This window comes from Moheibacter sediminis (assembly GCF_900176425.1).
Classification (GTDB): Bacteria; Bacteroidota; Bacteroidia; order Flavobacteriales; family Weeksellaceae; genus Moheibacter; species Moheibacter sediminis.
On the sequence record NZ_FWXS01000011.1, the window covers coordinates 59,704 to 77,818 of the forward strand.

General features: G+C 35.4%; 17 protein-coding genes. 6 read left to right on the plus strand and 11 right to left on the minus strand.

The window, feature by feature from the left end:
* Positions 1-6: 6 nt before the first annotated feature.
* On the minus strand, positions 7-549 hold the full coding sequence (locus B8977_RS13945; protein WP_084018799.1) for an FKBP-type peptidyl-prolyl cis-trans isomerase: 543 nt from the start codon (positions 547-549) through the stop codon (positions 7-9).
* A complete protein-coding gene (locus B8977_RS13950) occupies positions 546-1,637 on the minus strand; it encodes a DHH family phosphoesterase (protein ID WP_317043218.1) in 1,092 nt (363 codons plus the stop codon). The genes B8977_RS13945 and B8977_RS13950 overlap by 4 nt, the downstream gene beginning before the upstream one ends.
* 162 nt (positions 1,638-1,799) lie before the next feature.
* Here B8977_RS13950 and menA point away from each other — a divergent pair, with 162 nt between their 5' ends.
* On the plus strand, positions 1,800-2,696 hold the full coding sequence (menA, locus tag B8977_RS13955) for a 1,4-dihydroxy-2-naphthoate octaprenyltransferase (protein ID WP_084018806.1): 897 nt from the start codon (positions 1,800-1,802) through the stop codon (positions 2,694-2,696).
* Between the two features lie 11 nt (positions 2,697-2,707).
* A complete protein-coding gene (locus B8977_RS13960; RefSeq protein WP_084018809.1) occupies positions 2,708-3,388 on the plus strand; it encodes a metal-dependent hydrolase in 681 nt (226 codons plus the stop codon).
* A gap of 62 nt (positions 3,389-3,450) precedes the next feature.
* Here B8977_RS13960 and B8977_RS13965 read toward each other — a convergent pair whose 3' ends face one another.
* Both B8977_RS13965 and B8977_RS13970 read right to left on the minus strand, forming a co-directional pair.
* Positions 3,451-3,840, minus strand: coding sequence for a group III truncated hemoglobin (locus tag B8977_RS13965; protein ID WP_084018812.1), 390 nt, complete (start codon positions 3,838-3,840; stop codon positions 3,451-3,453).
* 157 nt (positions 3,841-3,997) lie between these two features.
* Positions 3,998-8,422 carry a T9SS-dependent choice-of-anchor J family protein gene (locus B8977_RS13970; protein ID WP_084018814.1) on the minus strand — a complete coding sequence of 1,475 codons (4,425 nt, stop codon included), beginning with the start codon at positions 8,420-8,422 and terminating at the stop codon, positions 3,998-4,000.
* Between the two features lie 196 nt (positions 8,423-8,618).
* On the opposite strand from B8977_RS13970, the gene B8977_RS13975 reads away from it, so the two are divergent.
* The 3 genes from B8977_RS13975 to B8977_RS13985 are packed head-to-tail and all read left to right on the plus strand — an operon-like array spanning position 8,619 to position 11,287.
* Positions 8,619-9,653 carry an o-succinylbenzoate synthase gene (locus B8977_RS13975; RefSeq protein ID WP_084018816.1) on the plus strand — a complete coding sequence of 345 codons (1,035 nt, stop codon included), beginning with the start codon at positions 8,619-8,621 and terminating at the stop codon, positions 9,651-9,653.
* A gap of 9 nt (positions 9,654-9,662) precedes the next feature.
* Complete coding sequence (locus B8977_RS13980) at positions 9,663-10,256, plus strand: DUF1684 domain-containing protein (RefSeq protein WP_084018818.1); 594 nt, start codon at positions 9,663-9,665, stop codon at positions 10,254-10,256.
* Positions 10,253-11,287 (plus strand): AMP-binding protein, encoded by a 1,035-nt coding sequence (locus B8977_RS13985; RefSeq protein ID WP_084018820.1) that lies wholly within the window; start codon positions 10,253-10,255, stop codon positions 11,285-11,287. Before B8977_RS13980 ends, B8977_RS13985 begins: the two co-directional genes overlap by 4 nt.
* Here B8977_RS13985 and B8977_RS13990 read toward each other — a convergent pair.
* From B8977_RS13990 to rlmH, 4 genes are read right to left on the minus strand one after another with little or no spacing between them, the layout of a single operon-like run.
* Positions 11,284-12,198, minus strand: coding sequence for a ribonuclease Z (locus tag B8977_RS13990; protein ID WP_084018822.1), 915 nt, complete (start codon positions 12,196-12,198; stop codon positions 11,284-11,286). The genes B8977_RS13985 and B8977_RS13990 overlap by 4 nt on opposite strands.
* Positions 12,199-12,200: 2 nt before the next feature.
* Positions 12,201-12,773 carry an RdgB/HAM1 family non-canonical purine NTP pyrophosphatase gene (rdgB, locus tag B8977_RS13995; protein ID WP_084018824.1) on the minus strand — a complete coding sequence of 191 codons (573 nt, stop codon included), beginning with the start codon at positions 12,771-12,773 and terminating at the stop codon, positions 12,201-12,203.
* Positions 12,764-13,609 (minus strand): CPBP family intramembrane glutamic endopeptidase, encoded by an 846-nt coding sequence (locus tag B8977_RS14000; RefSeq protein ID WP_084018826.1) that lies wholly within the window; start codon positions 13,607-13,609, stop codon positions 12,764-12,766. The genes rdgB and B8977_RS14000 overlap by 10 nt, the downstream gene beginning before the upstream one ends.
* Positions 13,602-14,075, minus strand: coding sequence for a 23S rRNA (pseudouridine(1915)-N(3))-methyltransferase RlmH (gene rlmH / locus B8977_RS14005; protein WP_084018828.1), 474 nt, complete (start codon positions 14,073-14,075; stop codon positions 13,602-13,604). The genes B8977_RS14000 and rlmH overlap by 8 nt, the downstream gene beginning before the upstream one ends.
* A gap of 29 nt (positions 14,076-14,104) precedes the next feature.
* On the opposite strand from rlmH, the gene B8977_RS14010 reads away from it, so the two are divergent.
* Entirely contained in the window at positions 14,105-15,061 is a 957-nt protein-coding gene (locus B8977_RS14010; RefSeq protein ID WP_084018830.1) for a YihY/virulence factor BrkB family protein, read from the plus strand.
* Between the two features lie 64 nt (positions 15,062-15,125).
* Here the strand turns inward: B8977_RS14010 and B8977_RS14015 are convergent, their stop codons facing one another.
* The 3 genes from B8977_RS14015 to B8977_RS14025 form a co-directional block, all read right to left on the minus strand.
* Entirely contained in the window at positions 15,126-15,965 is an 840-nt protein-coding gene (locus B8977_RS14015) for a T9SS type A sorting domain-containing protein (protein WP_084018832.1), read from the minus strand.
* A gap of 63 nt (positions 15,966-16,028) precedes the next feature.
* A complete protein-coding gene (locus B8977_RS14020) occupies positions 16,029-17,084 on the minus strand; it encodes a diphosphomevalonate decarboxylase (RefSeq protein ID WP_084018834.1) in 1,056 nt (351 codons plus the stop codon).
* A gap of 1 nt (position 17,085) precedes the next feature.
* Entirely contained in the window at positions 17,086-18,081 is a 996-nt protein-coding gene (locus B8977_RS14025) for an NAD-dependent epimerase/dehydratase family protein (RefSeq protein WP_084018836.1), read from the minus strand.
* Positions 18,082-18,115: the final 34 nt, after the last annotated feature.

Consider the following 18,115-nt stretch of genomic DNA (forward strand, 5'->3'; position numbering starts at 1 on the left):
TTAGTATTAATTCTTAGGATTTTGTTTTGCTGATTTCTTTATATCTAAAACTTTGACTTTAAAAATCAAAGGTGCATTTCCGCCGACTCTGTCTCGGTCGCCATAACCTCCAAAAGCCAAAAATGAGGGATACAATGCGGTGGCTGAATCACCTTTTTCGATCAATTGCAAAGTCACGTGCAATCCACGCGGCAAATCTTCTTTGCCCAAAATGGCATCATTTATTCCCAATTCTTTTTTGGAATAAACCACATTGTTGTCGAAATCCAACACTTCATATTCATACTTCACATAATCACCTCCTTTCGCCATCGTTTCGGTGTATTGAGCAGAATTTGAAATCCAAAATCCGAAATTGGTTTTGGAATAGTTAACTCCGGTACTGTCAATGTAATTTTTAATGAGTTGGTTATCTTCTTCGAGAATTTCTTTATTTCGGTCTTGTGAAAATTTCATGAATTCGTCTTTGTCATAATCGACAGGATATTGCACCACTTTGCTTTTGCAGGCGGTAAATAAGAAAATTGAGACAATTAATAAACGAATCATATTTCTACTTGTTCTAGTTCTTCTTTGTAAAGATGCAATAATTCCTGAAATTTCTGAAGGGTTTCTTCCATGCTCAAATCAGACTTTCCACCTGCGGCATTAACGTGTCCGCCGCCGCTAAAATGTTCTCTGGCAAATGAATTTACGTCGAAATTCCCTTTAGATCTAAACGAAATTTTGATGAAATCATTTTGCTGATCTTCAATAAAAATGACTGAAAACACAAAATTATTTAAACCTAAACCAAAATTAACGAAACCTTCTGTATCGCCTTTTTGGGAATTATATTCTAATTGTTGTTTTCGGGTAAGCAACATATAAGCTGTTCTGAATTCTGGAAATGTTTCCATCGAATTCAAAGCCAATCCCAATAATTTCATACGGGTTGGAGATTGTGTATCGAAAACATTGTTGTAAATCTTGTCGATTTCGATGCCTCTATCGTGTAATTCTGCAACAACTCGGTGTGTGGAAGCAGCAGTATTTCTGAATCTGAAGTTGCCGGTATCGGTCATAATTCCAGTGTAGATGCATTCGGATATTGTTTTGTCAATTAAATCCAAATGACCCATTTTTTCGATAAAATTGTACACCATCTGACAAGTTGCCGGCATCATGGTATCGGAATACATAAAATCAAACTGGTCGGGTTCCTGGTGGTGGTCGATGAGGATTTTAGGGACGCGTGAACGCTGTACCCAATCACCTACTTCGTCAATTCTTCCGAACGAATTGAAATCGAGAATGAAAATGAGGTCTGCATTTTCTACAAGGACTCTTGCTTTGGAGGGTTTGTATTCGGCGATGTTGATTTTCTTAGCGCCGTCCATCCATTTTAGAAATTTAGGAAAATCGTTGGGAGCGATGATTTCGCACTCATGTCCGAGTTTTGTAAGATAATGGGACATGGCAAGTGTGGAACCGATAGCATCACCATCCGGATTTCGGTGCGGAAGTATAACAATTTTTTTGGGCTGCGCCAATAGTTCTTTGAGTTCTTCGAAACGATTCATTTCCATAGTCTGCGAAGATATAGGTTTCGAGAGAATTGTACAAGTGAGAGAACACGAAGGGGGATTTTGGTACATAAAACTTCAAAATTTTCCAATTTTATTTTATTACATATTTCTATGCATGATTCCCTCTTAAAAATATGCATATGTTATCCTTTTTTAGTTCATCGCCTTTAAATTTTGACAAATCAACTTATAAAGAATTTAGTGTTCGAATTAATCAGTTATTTTTGTGATATGAAAAAATGGATTGCAGCGGCGCGGTTACGCACTTTGCCTTTGTCGATAAGCGGAATTATTTTAGGCTCTTTACTTGCTTTGTCTGAGGGATATGGAAATTGGTTAATTTTCGGATTGGCATTTCTGACAACATTATTTTTACAGATTTTGTCCAATTATGCAAATGATTACGGCGACGGTATAAAGGGAACAGACGCAGAAAGAATCGGCGAAAAGCGTGCAGTAGCATCAGGAGAAATTTCTGCGAAACAAATGAAAAACGCAGTGATTTTGTTCAGCATATTGTCTGCTGTGACAGCAAGTCTTCTGGTTTGGATTTCATTTGGAGCAGAAAATCTGAAATGGATTTTGTTGTTTTTATTTCTGACAGTAGCCTGTGTTTGGGCGGCAATCAAATATACAGTCGGGAAAAACGCGTATGGTTACGCCGGTATGGGCGACGTCTTTGTTTTCCTTTTTTTTGGAATTGTTTCTGTTTGGGGAAGTTATACATTGTACCAACATGAACATTTCAACGGATTGATATTCCTACCGGCTGCAGCGATTGGATTGATGAGTACAGCAGTTTTGAACTTGAACAATATGCGTGACATTGAAACCGATAAAAAAGCCGGAAAAATCACTTTACCCATTCGAATGGGTTTTGAAAATGCTAAGAAGTACCAAGCATTTCTAATCATTTTTCCATTCATATTGACGATGGCTTACCGTGCTTTGTCTGACAAAATGGAAATTTATCATTTTAGTTATATGTTGTTATTAATCCCTGCAATAATGATTTTGAAAATGATGTTTGCAACCACGGAACCGCGAAATCTTGACAAAGAATTAAAGAAAGTTGCTTTGCTGACGTTGGCTTTTTCTTTAATTTTAGGAGTTAGTTTTAATTTTTAAAATAGGAAAAAATGAAAATCACATATTTAGGACACGCAAGTTTAGACATAGAAATCAACGGAAAGCACATAATTATTGATCCATTTATTACAGCAAATGATTTGGCTAAAGACATCAAAATTGATGAATTAAAAGCAGATTTCATTCTTTTGACACATGCGCACCAAGACCATATTTTGGATGTAGACGCGATTGCAAAGCGTACCAATGCAACGATTATTTGCAACGCGGAAATGTCTTATCACTACAATTCCAAAGGATTTCAAGCTGTGGGAATGAACACTGGCGGAAAATATGAATCTGATGGAATTAAATTTAAATCTACAATTGCATTTCACTCCAGTTCTTTTCCTGACGGAAGTTATGGCGGAAATCCTAATGGTTATATTTTGGAAGCGAACGGAAAAAGAATTTACATCGCGGGTGATACTTCACTGACACAGGAAATGAAATTGATTCCTGAAACTATTGGAAAATTGAATTTGGTAATTTTACCGATTGGCGACCATTTCACAATGGGAATTGAAGATGCGGTTTTTGCTTCTGATTTTGTGCAGTGTGACAAAGTTTTGGGTTATCATTTCGACACATTTCCTCCGATAAAAATTAACCATAATGAAGCTAAAGATCATTTCTCTCAAAATGGAAAAGAATTGATTTTGTTGGAAATCGGGAAAAGTCTGGATGTTTAAATTTATAAAAAATATATAGAAGTATTTAAGGTCTAATTTGAAATTGGCTTTCAATACTTTTTTTATTGTATTAATTTTCCGGGATTTTCGCGGTGGAAATTAATTTTCATCATAAACATTTCTGCCATTTTCACAGAACGCATTCTGAGTTCTTCTGCTTTTTCACCTTCAAAATAAGTATCAATAGTTTCATGGAATAATTCGAGCCAGCGGTCGAAATGGTGTTTTTCTACCGGCAATTGCAGGTGCTTTGGAAAAGGCGCGCCTTTGTAGGTGTATTCATGCAAAAGAATGGTCTGCCAAAAGCTGTACATTTTTTCCAAGTGTTCATTCCAGTTATCTTTAATTACATCATCGAAAATATATCCTATCAATTTGTCTCCTCTTACTTTTCCGTAAAAATCATCTACGAGAAGTTTTATGTTTTCTAATGTTGCTATCTCTGTCTTCATTTTTAAAAAATTTGTTTACTTACAATTATAGGTCGAATTTGATTTATTTAAGAACATTTTGATAGGCTAAATTTCTGCAAATTAATTCAATAAAAAAATGACCCGAATCATCTTCGGGCCATTCTCTATTATAAAAAGTTATTTATTTAAACTTAAATTACTTTTTGATCACTTTGAAAGTTTCCACTTGTCCACCATCAAGTACAGCTCTGAATACATAAACTCCAGGAGCAAGTGAGCTAGTGCTTACTTTTCCGTTTGTTACGTTTAATTTCTGAGTTGATACTTGCTGACCTGCCAAGTTGTAAACAGATACTGACTGAACTACTTTATCAGAAGTAATGTTCAATTCATCTTTTACAGGGTTTGGATAGTAAGCAAAGTTATAAGGTGTCATATCTGATACTCCTAAATATTCACAATGCAATTTGAATACAGCGTCTGAACCATCAGCATCTGGAGTCCATGGACCATTTACTGTACTTGTATGAATTGGTGAACCTAAAGTACCAACTGAGCTAACTTCCCAGAATACTCCTCCGATACCTCCACCAGCAGCAGTAGCTGTAGGGTGCATCCAATAAGTTGTTCCTTCCGCTCCACCTGTGAATTGTAAATCAACAAGTGCGATAATACGAATAACGTCAAATCCAAAAGCTGAACCAATAACGTCTTGGCTAACAGGCACAATGCCAGTTACACTTGCAACTGTAGTTGTTCCAGGAGCACCTGCTGCATCATCATAGAATGTGAAGTCAATTGCATCAACCGGACCTCCCATAGAAATAACATTGATTTCAATAGCTTCTAGGGTCAATGTGTTTCCAGCTGAAACCATGAAGTCATCTGCATTTCTAAAGTCAGTACCTGTACCGATTTGTAATCCATTTTCAAATGCATTACTGTTATCTCCTTGAAGACAGTCTACATCTGAAGGTGGTGCATCACCAACGATGATCGTATAGTCTTCAGCTTGTCCGTAAGAATATGTTCCACAAGGATTAGTTGGAGAACTATTAAAGTTTTTAATAACTCTCATCGTTGTGCTACCTTCTAAAGCATCTGCAGGAACAGTAATGTTACCAGTTGCTTGCTGACCATCTGTACCAGTTGAGTTTGTAATTGAGCCGATCTCATACATTTCACCTGCATCTGTCCAGTCACCATCTTGGTTCCAGTCAATAAATACTGTAAAATATGTTGTGAAATTTCCAGCTGTATTACCTTCAAATGCTACATCATAAGAATCACCCGCTGCTACGTTACCTTCGATTGAAGTAAAGTCTTCCAAATCTGGAGATCCATTTACTGTAGCGTCTGATACGTTGTCAATGTTTGAAACTTTAACACGCGTAATAGGTTCAATATCTATAGTAATTGCAAAAATACATGGTGGTGGTGGTGGTGTGATGTGCTCACAATGTAGTTTAAATACACCATCTGAACCATCAACATCTGGAGTCCATGGACCATTTAATTCACTTGTGTGAATTGGTGCTCCAAGTGTTCCAACTGAGCTAATTTCCCAGAATGCTCCTCCGATAGCTCCCCCTGCTGCAACAGCTGTTGGCTGCATCCAATAAGTTGTTCCTGTTGCGCCTCCTACGAATTCTAAATCTACATCTACATAAACTGCATAAACATTAAATCCGAATGCACTTCCTACAAGTACTTGCTCATAAGGAACTAGACCTGTTACTGACTGAGGTAAAACAGCTCCTGGAAGTCCAGCAACATCATCTCTGAAAGTAAATCCAATAGACTCGATAGGCTCCATTGCGATTACATTCAATTCAATTGTCAATACGTTTAATGTATTATCTGCAGAAACAAAGAAATCATCTGTATTTCTAAAATCTGTTCCTGTACCAATTTGGAATCCATTTTCAAACCCATTTGAATCATCTCCTTGTCCACAATCTTCACTTGGTTCAGGATCTTCTCCTGCTTCACAAGTTCCTGAAATTGTAAATACTCCATCATAAGGTGCAGAAGCAAATACTGTTGAGATTTTATTCCAAACTCCAGTCTGCAATACATAACCTTCGTTATCTGTATTCAAAATAGTTGTTCCTTCCCAGTAAGATGCTGCTGCTGGAGTAGTGATTGTAATACCTACCCAATAGTTTGCCCCTGACGCTCCACCCAAGAATTCTTGAGGAGCAAAATCAAGTGTAACCTCTTTAACATCAAATGCACCTAAAGCTCCAACGGTAGTTGAAGAGGTTGGTACGATAGCAGGTCTTGTTCCTATTTCAGTACCAGGACCTGATCCATTTGTGTCTTGGTAGAAACTTAATGTAGCTGTTGTAACAGATTGTCCTGCAGGCAAAATCAAGTTGAATTTCAATTGATCTGCAGTAAATGTTTGATCTGCATCAACAGAGAAATCATTAGCAACAGTCAATAAATGTAAGTTACCATGACCATTTTCGAAGTTGTTACTTGGCGTCGATTGTTCACAATCATTACCTGGCTCAATAACTCCACCTGTAATATTTACTGTATAATCTTCTGTTTCACCAAAACCTTGATCTTCGTCACATGACATATCCCAAGTCGCAGAAACAGCTCCTACTGCAGCTACTCTTACTCTCATTCTGTAAGCACCCTCTTCAACATCTGAAGGAATAGCTATATTTCCTGAAACAACACCAGCGCTTCCGGTTCCAACATATGTAAATTCATTCTCATCGAATGTTCCACTATTGTCATAATCAATCCATACAGAAACTGATTCAAAAGCCCATCCATTACCTACTGTAACAGCAATTGGATTAGTTGAATCTGTTTCAACTTCAGCAATTTGATCTGTATAATCTCCGAAACCATTAGGACTACATGTTGTTGTATTATTAATTCCAGCAAAAGTTACATTAGTGATCACATCATTATCAGTACAGTCTAAAACTGGCTCGCAATATACAGGGTCTGTAGGGCCTCCATCTGTTTCAACTATAGAGATGTTATCTACATGTAAGTAGAACATATCTGCTTCAGAATATGCATTGAAACCGAAATAGTAAACTCCGTCTGTTGCAGGCGAGAATTCTACTGTATTTATCAAAGGAACATCATTAGTAACTATAGGATGATCTGCTAACGTAGTTGTCATAGCTGAACTTTGTGCACTTGTACCATAAGCTACTTTTAAACTTTCTAGGTAAATTGTAAATGTTCCTCCATATTTATATGAAATCTCATATGTTTTGTCTGCTTCTAAATTAACTCCTTTAGTATAGAACCATGCATTCGCATCTTCAGCTGCATTCCATCTATATCTCAAGAATTTACCTGTAAATCCATAGTTACCTGTTGCTTCAGTAGCTGTTATCCAGTTATTACCTGCTCCAGCATTTTCAACTGTAGTACACTCCGGCATAGCAGGAACAACAGCTGTTTCGAAATCTTCCATATAAGGAACATCAACAGCATCACATCCTGTTCCAACTTCATCACCATCAACTTTTACATCATCAAGTAATATACCTCTTGTCCAATTGTTTACTCCTTCAAAAGCAATATAATATTCTGCACTTGGATTTGGTAAAGCTAAAGTAACTTCTGTCCAAGCTGTAATATTAGTAGTATAAACTGCTCCTGGGATCAACGTCCAAGCACCCGCTGCAGAAGTTTTATAATAAACTCTTAACTCACTTTGATCTCCCAACCATTCTTGATTTACATACCAGAAATTCACTTCTGGATTAGCAATTGAACTGAAATCAAATTTTGGTGACACAAGCTTAGTTGTGTGTGTTTGTTGAACGTTTGCATTAAAACAAGCATTCAATGTCCCAGTGTGAGCCGTTGTTACAATAGGTGAATTAACTCCACCAGTTCTGTACTCCCAATTGTGAGTTCCTGATACATACTCATTTGTCCAACAAACTCTTGATGAGCTGTCTGCCTCAAATGTTTCTGTGAATGGGAAAGCATCAACTGCACATGGATCTCCTCCTGTTGTTCCTGCTTCCACCAAGAATTGGTCTACACCGATAATATCAGAGTTAACACCTGTGGTTCCTCCGCTTGTAACAAAATAGCGGAAACCGAATTTAACAGGCACCGCTGTTGTTCCAACCCCTGAAATTGTAGCTTCATATTTTGTCCATGTAGCAGGATATCCAGTAGCCGTAAGACTAGGGTTTACCTCTACTAACAAAGCAGAAAATGATCCTACATCATTAGGACCTACAGGCATAGTCGTAGTAGCCGCTTGGCTCATTCTGAACTGCAATCTGTCCGGATACTCAGCAGGATTTGCTCCTACTCTTGTATAGAATGAAATTTTGTCTCCATCCTTTACATTGATATTTGGCGTTACCAGCCAGTTACTGATTGTACCACTACCAGTATTACTAGCGAAGTTACATACAATGTGACCGCCCTGATAAGATGGAAAAGTAGTGGCTACTCCCTGAACCCACCCTTCAACTCCCGCTGGAGTCGTACTCTGATTGGATCTAACCCAACCATTCGTCGTGAGAGTCGTGACATTATCAAAACTCTCCGAGAAAATCTGCCCAAACCCCGCAAGCGGCAAAATGGACAAGAGTAAATAAAATAAATACTTCCTCATAGTTAAAAAATGTTAATAAATTAAAATGTTAAATAAAACACTAACTTAATAATAATTTCTCAACCATTTAACATGTTTTTATGTTAAAACATCACAATTTTAAAAAAAATTAATCAACACTATGATTATCAATAAATTATGCACTACTTAAAAAAAATATAACTCTTTTATACTTTTTACCTTTATATTTATCAAAATGAAAACAAATTTTCAGTCTTATAAGTTAATTTTAAAAAAACCAAGTGGAACTTCCCGCGGAGTTCTTCATAAAAAAGAAACATTTCTTTTAAAAACGGAAAACAATGATGAAACCGAATTCTATGGAGAATGCGGTATTTTCAGAGGTCTAAGCGCAGATGACCGTCTAGATTATGAAGAAAAATTAAATTGGGTTTGTCAAAATCTGTATTTAGGATTAGATAAATTATATGAAGAACTTCGCGAATTCCCTTCCATTCAATTCGGTGTTGAACAAATTTTCAAATCGAAAGAAAAACATAAAATATACAAGGTAAAAAAGGATGTTTTTAATCCAATTCTCTTTCCTTCAGAATTCACAAAAGGAAATGAAGGAATTCCCATCAATGGTTTGATTTGGATGGGCAATGAAGAATTTATGCGTAATCAAATCAAAGAAAAATTAAATTCAGGTTTTCATTGTATCAAATTAAAAATTGGAGTCGATTGGGAAATGGAACACGAAATCCTGAAAAACCTTCGAAATGAATTTTCAGAAAATGATTTGGAATTGCGCGTTGATGCAAACGGTGGATTTTCATTTGAAGAAGCAAAAACTATTTTGCAAGAATTGACCGATTTAAAAATTCATTCCATCGAACAACCCATCAAATCAGGAAATATTGATGAAATGGCGGAACTTTGCCAAATAACTCCCATGCCGATTGCGCTGGACGAAGAACTCATTGGTATATTTTATCCAGAAGAAAAGAAAAAATTACTCCAAGAAATCCAACCACAATACATCATACTCAAACCCAGTTTGGTGGGTGGTTGGCGGGGAAGCGAAGAGTGGATAAATTTTGCAAACGAACTCGGAATTAATTGGTGGATTACATCTGCATTGGAGAGCAGCATAGGGCTTAATGCCATTGCACAATGGACTTTTACCCTCAATAATCCAATGCCGCAAGGTTTGGGAACCGGAGGTTTATTTGAAAATAATTTTCCTTCAAAATTGGAAGTTCGTGGCGACAATCTTTATTTTAGTTAAATTTGACTCATGAACAGATTCGTAATTTTATCTTTTATTGTTTTCAATTTTATTTCTTGTGCTTCAAGTTATAATTCATCGATTTCAAAATACCAGCAAGATTTAAAAAATGAATGGAACAATCCTGAAACTACGCCATTAAAAGAAGACGAAAAAGAAAAATTCAAAGGAATTACATTTTTCCCTGTCAATAATGATTTCGCAGTGAAAGCAAATTTCACTAAAATCGAAAACGGAAAAACGATTCCTTTTCCCACTTCAGCACAAAAAATAAAACACTACAGGGAATACGGAAAAGTTAATTTTGAATTGAATGAAAAACCTTTCGAATTGACTCTTTATCAATCAGACCCTCCGATTGAAGGTTATGAAAATTCCCTTTTTCTCCCTTTTACAGATGACACAAATGGTGTGACGACTTACGGAGGCGGAAGATACATTGATCTCGAAATAAAAGATATCAAAAACAAAAGTGTAACCGTTGATTTCAACAAAGCCTACAATCCTTATTGCGCTTACAGCAAATATTATAATTGTCCTATTCCTCCTGCCAATAATTATTTGGAAACTGAAATCAATGCAGGCGTAAGTTATTCAGAATGATTTTATTAGATTTTTCAAAAGAGTTCTCTTTCCTTGAAATAGAGGAAATATCAAGCAATGAAAATTGGAAAAATGAAATTTATTCTTTTATAAAGAATTGGTTTTCAGAATCTGAGTTTATCATTTCAAAAACTTCAGGATCAACCGGAATTCCCAAAGAAATCAAAATTCCGAAAACCGCCATGAAAATGAGTGCTGAAATGACCGGAAAATTCTTTGGGCTAAATCAAGGAAATACTGCTTTGCTCTGTATGCCGGTCAGTTTTATTGCCGGTAAAATGATGATTGTAAGAGCACTAGAATTAAAATTGAAATTATATTGTGTCGAACCCAAATCCAAAATCAACTTAGATTTCACAGATAAAATTGATTTCGTTCCTATGACGCCGATGCAAGTTGAAAATTCATTTGATCAATTGCCTAAAATAAAAATCTTATTAATTGGTGGCGCGCCGCTTTCTGATGAGTTTCGAAACAAATTATTACCACTAAAAACCCAAAATTTCGAATCTTATGGAATGACTGAAACCATCACGCACATTGCCCTGAAGAAAATTTCGGAAGAGTTTTTCACGACGCTAAACGGAATTTCAATCAGAAAAGATGAACGCGATTGTCTCGTCATCCAAACGCCTTATTTTGAAGAAGAAATCACCACAAATGATATTGTGGAAATCAAAGCTGAACATCAGTTTAAATGGCTCGGAAGATTTGACAATGTGATCAATTCAGGTGGAATTAAATTATTTCCTGAACAAATCGAATCTAAGTTAAAGTCTTTTATAAAAGACGAATTGATCATTTCCTCTTTACCTGATTCAACTTTAGGACAAAAATTAATCTTAATTATAGAAGACAGAAATAATTCAAAATTCAAAATTGACAAAAAGTCTAATCTTATATTTCAAAATTCAAAACTGGATAAATATGAAGTTCCTAAAGAAACTTATTTCCTAAACGAATTTCCAAGGACCGAAAGCGGAAAAATCAAACGAAATGAAATTTTGGATTTAATTAAAAAAGAAAATTAAGCTTCAAAAATCTGTAATTGTTTTGGGATGAATGTGTTTTCAAAAACTAGTTTAGCTTCTTCCAACAAGATTTCTGGATTTTTATATCGGTTAGAAAAATGTCCTAACACCAATTTTCCAACATTAGCATCACGCGCAATGATCGCCGCTTCTTTCGCAGTTGAATGTCCGGTATAATCTGCCATTTCTTTCAAATCTTCTAAAAAAGTTGCTTCATGATACAGCAAATCCACATTTTCGATGATAGGAACTATGTCCGGTTTGTATCTCGTATCTGAACAAAATGCATAACTCAAAGATTTTTCAGGTGAAAAAGTCAATGATTGATTCGATAAAATTTCTCCGTTTTGCAATTGAAAATCACGTCCATTTTTCAAATTCTGGTAATCACAAGTTTCGATTTCAGGATGTTTTTTAACTGCGTCTATATTGAGTTTTCGGGATTTTTCTTTTTCCTTGAAAAGATAACCGTTTGTATAAATTCTGTGATTCAATGGAATGGTAAAAACCTTTACTTTGTCGTCTTCAAAAATCAATTCGCTATGTTTGCTTTCGAGTTCTTTAAAACTTAATTCAAAAGAACAATTGGATTGTGTATGACGCAATTGATTCATAATGAAATCTTTAATTCCTTTCGGGCCAAAAATCCACAAAGGGGTTTCTTTTCCCAACAATTGCAAAGTACTGATCAATCCAATCAATCCAAATACATGGTCACCATGCAAATGAGAGATAAAAATATGATTGATTTTGGAAAATTTAGCTTTTGCTTTTCGCAATTGAACCTGCGTTCCTTCGCCGCAATCGATGAGAAAATGGCGATTGGCAATTTCTAAAAGCTGCGCAGTCGGTGCAGATTTTTTCTTGGGAATAGCAGAATTGAAACCTAATATTGTGAGTTTTAAGGACAAGGTCAGAAATTTTCGATAAAGTTAATCAATTTCTGTACCGCTTCGCGTCTGTGGCTGATTTGATTTTTTTGCTCTGAATTCATTTCGGCAAAAGTCAAATCAAATCCATTGGGAACAAAAACCGGATCATATCCAAAACCTTGATTTCCTTTTGTTTCTGAAATAATTTCTCCATGAACTTCTCCATCAAAATAAATTTCTTCATCATTGAGAATCAAACAAAAAACAGATTTAAAATAAGCATTTCGGTTTGGATTTGAATTCAACTCATTCAATAATTTCATAATATTATCATCTGAATTGCCGGTTCCCGCATAACGTGCCGAAAAAACACCGGGCTCGCCATTTAGTACTTCGACAAACAATCCTGAATCGTCTGCAAAAACATTTTTACCTGTCAAATCATGGATAGCTTTGGCTTTGATTCGCGCATTTTCTTCTAAAGTATTTCCGGTTTCTTCAATTTCTTCATGGAAATTGATGTCATTTAAAGATAGAATTTGAATTTTATCGGAAACCATCGCTTTGATCTCCTTGACTTTACCTTCATTGTGTGATGCGAAAATTAATTCCATTTGATATTGGGTGTGAGTTTATAAATTCCGAATCCGATTAAAATTGCGATGAAAAGACATAAAAAAATGGAGACATAATCATTGGGATCAATGACATTTTCCTCCATCGATTGAAATTTAAGCATTAGAATAAAAGAAATTGTATTATTTAATGAATGTAGAAAAATACAAATCCAAAGTGATTTTGTTCTGTAATAAATGTACGCGAAAATAGCCCCTAAAATTCCTGCGCCGATGAACTGCCAAGGGTTCATGTGCGCCAATCCAAACAAAATTGAACTCAAAATAATTGCAATAGCTGGATTGATTCCTTGGTGTAACATTCCACGAAGTAAAATTCCTCTGAAAAGGATTTCTTCTAAAATAGGAGCCAAAATACAAACCGTAATGAATCCTGCTACTTTGTAATTGAGCATCATCTCAAATGCTTCGATGGTGGATTTGTACAATTGTTCCAAAATCGGGTTTCCGGCTGTAGGAACCAGTGAAGTAGTGAATTCTGCAAATGGAAGTGCAAAAATAAAAAGCATCGGACTTAAAATAATTACCCAAACATTAGGTGAAGTCTTCAAATGTTCAATGATGGTTTTCCATTTGATTTTTAGATAAATCAATAAAAGAAAAATTGCTGAAACACCGCCTGCCAAAAACGAAAGCGGCAAAGCCACATGATAAAAATCTTTCCAAAAATATGCCGGCAAAGTCACAATGCTGCTGACAACCACCAAACATAAAATGATGATGATGGCAACGCCCAGTGCTTTAGGAATGTCTATTTTGAAATCTGAATTATTGACAATAAATTCAGATTCGTCTAATTGATCAAAATTACTCATGGTGGTAAGGTTTTCCGTGCAAGATAGTAAATGCGCGATAGATTTGTTCTGTGAGAAAGAGGCGAATCATCTGATGTGTGAACGTCATTTCAGAAAGTGAAAGTTTGCGGTTGGCGCGTTTGTAAATTTCCTCTGAAAATCCGTAAGGACCACCAATCAGAAACACAACTTGTTTAACGGACTGGTTCATCAGATTTTGAATTTCTTCTGCGAATTTGGTTGAATTCATCTGTTTTCCCAATTCATCCAACAAAATCACATAATCCGTAGGTTGGATTTTTGAAAGTATTAATTCAGCTTCTTTATCTTTTTGTTGTTGTTCCGAAAGGTTTTTCCGATTTTTGATGTCGGGTATTTCGATGCGTTGATAATTCCAATGTTGCGGAAGTCTTTTTTCATATTTCAGAATCAGTTCTTCCAATGGTTTTTCGTCTGTTTTACCTATGCAAATGGTGATAAGGTTCATTTTTGCTTCATCAACTTGAATACAAAATTATGGCTATTAAAGAAAAGATTAAACATTTCTTGCAGAATAATCCTGTAGTTAATCTTACAAAACGAATAAAATTTAAAAATCTGAACCATATTTCTTTGTATGAATTCATCGGATTGATGATTTCAGGCTTGGCTAAAGGAATATTTGGTTTGAGGATTGGTGCAGTTTCTTGGGCACTCTTCTTTAGTATTTTTCCTTTTTTACTTTTCCTTTTTAGCGTTTTACCCTATGCGCCGATGTACACGGAAATCGAGGAATTGCTGTTTTCTGAATTTCTTCCAAGAATTTTACCGGAAAGAATTACAGCTGAAGTCATCACATATGTTTCCGAAACAGCACGCGGACAAGAAGAGCGTGGCGGCATCAGCTGGATTTATATTTTGCTGACCATTTTGCTATCTTCTAATGGAATTTTTGCAATTATAAATGGATTCAATAAATCGCATTATGGTTATGCAAAACGCAGAAAAGGAATCAATGCACGGTTGGTGTCGATTGTCTTGACTTTGTTTTTTGTAGTGTTTATCATTGTACAATTATTACTGACTTATTATACTAACTTCATCTGGAGATACATAGAAGAATCGAAGACTTTTGATGATATTTCTCCTGCGATTTATTTGTTGAACTTTGCTTCAGCTACGTTGTTTTACTTTACTTCACTGGTAATGCTTTATTACTATGGAACCAATATCAAGCAAAGATTCAGAACTATGTTTCCTGGAGCTATCATGGCAACTTTGCTTTTCTTTGTAACCTTGATGGGATTCCGATATTACGTCAAAGAAATCAACCGATATGATATCCTCTATGGTTCTGTTGGGCTGGTGATGATTATGATGCTTTTCATTTATATCAATGTTTTATTAATACTAATAGGATTTGAGTTGAATGCAACCATTGATTATGCCAAGAACAGAAAGCAAGAAATTCCGTTTGAGGATGCTGAAGTTTAAATTAAAATCATAAAAAAACCACTCATTTCTGAGTGGTTTCTAATTTAAAATAAATTATTTCTAATTATTTTTTTACGATTTTGCTCATGTGAGTTGTTCCGTTGATATCTTTTACTTTAACAACATAAACTCCAGCAGGCAAGAAAGAAACGTTTACAGAGTTAGCTGCTTTTGCAGAATAAACATTCTGACCAGCTAAGTTTGTGATTTCGATGCTTTGAGCTTCACCATTTTTCAATGATACGTTGATTACATCTGTTGCAGGATTAGGATATACAGAAAGTGCTTTAGAATTCAATTCTACAACACCCATGTCTGTAGTTCCTGTTACAGTCATAATTACATGTACATCTGCAAATCCGATTGATGCATAAGTACCCGGAGTATTTAAACCACAAGCCGGAGCTGTAAGGTAAGATGGACCAGACTGTCCAGCATCGTTAGATGCAGGATACCAAGATACCAAATCTAACTCACCGTCACCTTCGAAAGCCATTACTAATTCTGATCCCGCAGGAACAACTACTGCTTCTGAAAGTTCAACATCTAAAATAGTTCCGCTGTCAGCAGCAGAAATGTTAACAGGCTCATACATCAATTCAGTCAAAGCCCCAGCAGGATAAGCTCCACCTGAAGTACTCAAAATCAAAGCAAATGGCAAATCACCTGTAATGTTTTCAAAACCAAAACCTACGTTTGTTACAGTGAAGTCTGTAGTGATTCCAAATGTATCCAATTTGAATGCTCTACTGATTACGTTGTAACCAGTATAAGAACCTTGAACACCACAAGTTACTGCGTGAGGAGTCAAAATTGTCGTTGTGTCAGTGTTTTGTGTAATTGTTGTTTGTGCGAAACCAGCTGAAAATGCCAATCCCATTAAAAGAATAGAAAATTTTTTCATGCGTTTTAATTTTTAATTTAGTTATTAATTGCTCAAATTTAATAATTATTTTAAATTAGAATGTTAAAAAGTTAAATCTTTTATAAATTTCTCCTTGCTGCAATATGTTTTCAATGCGTTTTGTATAAATTCCAAACACGCTTCTCTTTCATTTTCAGGATATAACAAATGAACATTTGCGCCGGCATCTAAAGTAAAAAATAAATTAGCAGAAGTATTTCTTCTGAATTCCCAAACTTTCTCTATAACATTCAATGTATTTGGCTTTATTAATATATAGGCCGGATTGGAAGTCAGCATCATCGCATGTAAACTCAAAGCTTCGTGCTCGACTAATGTTCCGAATTCCTCTAAATTTCCTTCTTTCAAAATTGGAATTAATTTACCTAAATTTTCATTCGCAGCTAAAAATCTTTGTTGAGCGTAAGGATGATTTTCCATCAATTTATGTCCGACTGAACTTGAAACTTCTTTTTGTCCTTCATCTATTAATAATATAGTATCCTGAAAAACTTTAAAAACTGTATGAATTTCATAAGGATATGGAACTGCATACAAATCAGAACTATTTTCTACAAATTCAGATTCGCCCCAAACCGTAATTCCTTTGTATATAGAACGGCAGGCACTTCCCGAACCCAGTCTTGCCAAAAAAGATGCTTTTCTCAACATTTCTTCTTCGCTTAGATTTCCGCCGAAATTTTGTTCCATCTGAACCAAACATAAAGCCATCGCCCCCATTCCGGAAGCAGATGATGCAATTCCAGAACTGTGTGGAAACGTATTGTGTGTATGAATTTCAAATTCAAAATCTTGTAGAAATGGAATATATTCTTCAATTCTTTCAAAAAAAGTATAAATGCGCGGCGCGAAATGCTCATTCAGATTTTTGTCCAGATAAACGTTCACTAAATATCCATCATTTTCTTTTGGTTTGAATTTCAATTCGGTTTCCGTATAGCTGTTTGTCAGCGTAAAACTCAAAGATGAGTTCATAGGAATTTGATTTCCTCGCTTTCCCCAATATTTGACTAATGCTATATTTGAGGGACATTGTGCCGAAACGCTTCCTGATCCTTCTCTTTTCTGTTTGTTTAATTTTGAATGAAATTGTTCCATCTTAGTGTGTTAATTTTTTATATCGATTTGAATGAAAATCCAAAGATTCCTTTATCGGAATAAACTCAACTCCGAGTTCATTTTTTATTTTTTGATTGGAATAAGCTGCTTCTCCAGTAAGCGCATTGTAATTGGACTTACTCATGTATTTCCCTCCAAAAAATCTACTGAAATTTGAAATAAATCTTATAAATTTTAATTTACTCTCGGACAAAACAGAGATTTTAGTCAAATCCCATTTATTTCTTAGAAAATCCATAATTTCTACAAAGGATTTATTTTCTGAAGTAATGATAAAGCTTTGGTTCCATTTTTCCTGTTTAACCAATTCTGCCATACAAAAAGCGACATCACGCACATCTATATAGCCTGTAATTCCCTCTGTGGCAAACATTTTCTTTTTAGCCGCCAGTTCAAAAATCTTTTCGCTTGCTCGCTTTCCGTCCAAACTTCCTATAACGACTGACGGATAAACAACCAGAACTTTAAGTCCTTCCTGCGAACCGCGCCAAACTGCCATTTCGCCTTTCTTTTTAGAAATTGCATATTCCGAATGGTCTTTTTCACCGTCCCATTTTGAGGTTTCATCAATTTTATTTTCTGTTGGCATTTTATCCAAAACCGAAATTGAACTTACATAAATGAATTTTTCAATATTTTGCGAAACTGCAATGTTGATTAAATTTTCGGTTCCTTCGACATTGATTTGATGAATCATTTCTTTTTCACGGTCATCAAAACCAACACAGCCTGCGGTATGGTAAATAGTTTGAATTCCATGCAATGAATCTGAAAGTGATGGGACATCGAGCAAATCAGTCTCTACCCATTCTATTTCATTGAATTTCTGCAATGTAGAAAATTCTTCAAACAATTTCTGAATCGAATCCAAAGAAGAATTCACTCTTTTCATTGCTTTAATCTTATTTTCTCTTTTGGATAATTCCAACAAAAGATAACCGCCGATAAGTCCTGTTGCGCCCGTGACTAAAACCATTTGGCTAAGATAGTTTAATTTGAAAATTTGAGAA

Coding starts and splice junctions, on each gene's coding strand:
- B8977_RS14015 (WP_084018832.1), bottom strand. CDS start 15,965: ATGAAAAAATTTTCTATTCTTTTAATGGGATTGGCATTTTCAGCTGGT.
- B8977_RS14020 (WP_084018834.1), bottom strand. CDS start 17,084: ATGGAACAATTTCATTCAAAATTAAACAAACAGAAAAGAGAAGGATCA.
- B8977_RS13985 (WP_084018820.1), top strand. CDS start 10,253: ATGATTTTATTAGATTTTTCAAAAGAGTTCTCTTTCCTTGAAATAGAG.
- B8977_RS13950 (WP_317043218.1), bottom strand. CDS start 1,637: ATGTACCAAAATCCCCCTTCGTGTTCTCTCACTTGTACAATTCTCTCG.
- B8977_RS13970 (WP_084018814.1), bottom strand. CDS start 8,422: ATGAGGAAGTATTTATTTTATTTACTCTTGTCCATTTTGCCGCTTGCG.
- B8977_RS14010 (WP_084018830.1), top strand. CDS start 14,105: ATGGCTATTAAAGAAAAGATTAAACATTTCTTGCAGAATAATCCTGTA.
- B8977_RS13980 (WP_084018818.1), top strand. CDS start 9,663: ATGAACAGATTCGTAATTTTATCTTTTATTGTTTTCAATTTTATTTCT.
- rlmH (WP_084018828.1), bottom strand. CDS start 14,075: ATGAACCTTATCACCATTTGCATAGGTAAAACAGACGAAAAACCATTG.
- rdgB (WP_084018824.1), bottom strand. CDS start 12,773: ATGGAATTAATTTTCGCATCACACAATGAAGGTAAAGTCAAGGAGATC.
- menA (WP_084018806.1), top strand. CDS start 1,800: ATGAAAAAATGGATTGCAGCGGCGCGGTTACGCACTTTGCCTTTGTCG.
- B8977_RS13965 (WP_084018812.1), bottom strand. CDS start 3,840: ATGAAGACAGAGATAGCAACATTAGAAAACATAAAACTTCTCGTAGAT.
- B8977_RS13960 (WP_084018809.1), top strand. CDS start 2,708: ATGAAAATCACATATTTAGGACACGCAAGTTTAGACATAGAAATCAAC.
- B8977_RS14025 (WP_084018836.1), bottom strand. CDS start 18,081: ATGGTTTTAGTCACGGGCGCAACAGGACTTATCGGCGGTTATCTTTTG.
- B8977_RS13945 (WP_084018799.1), bottom strand. CDS start 549: ATGATTCGTTTATTAATTGTCTCAATTTTCTTATTTACCGCCTGCAAA.
- B8977_RS13975 (WP_084018816.1), top strand. CDS start 8,619: ATGAAAACAAATTTTCAGTCTTATAAGTTAATTTTAAAAAAACCAAGT.
- B8977_RS14000 (WP_084018826.1), bottom strand. CDS start 13,609: ATGAGTAATTTTGATCAATTAGACGAATCTGAATTTATTGTCAATAAT.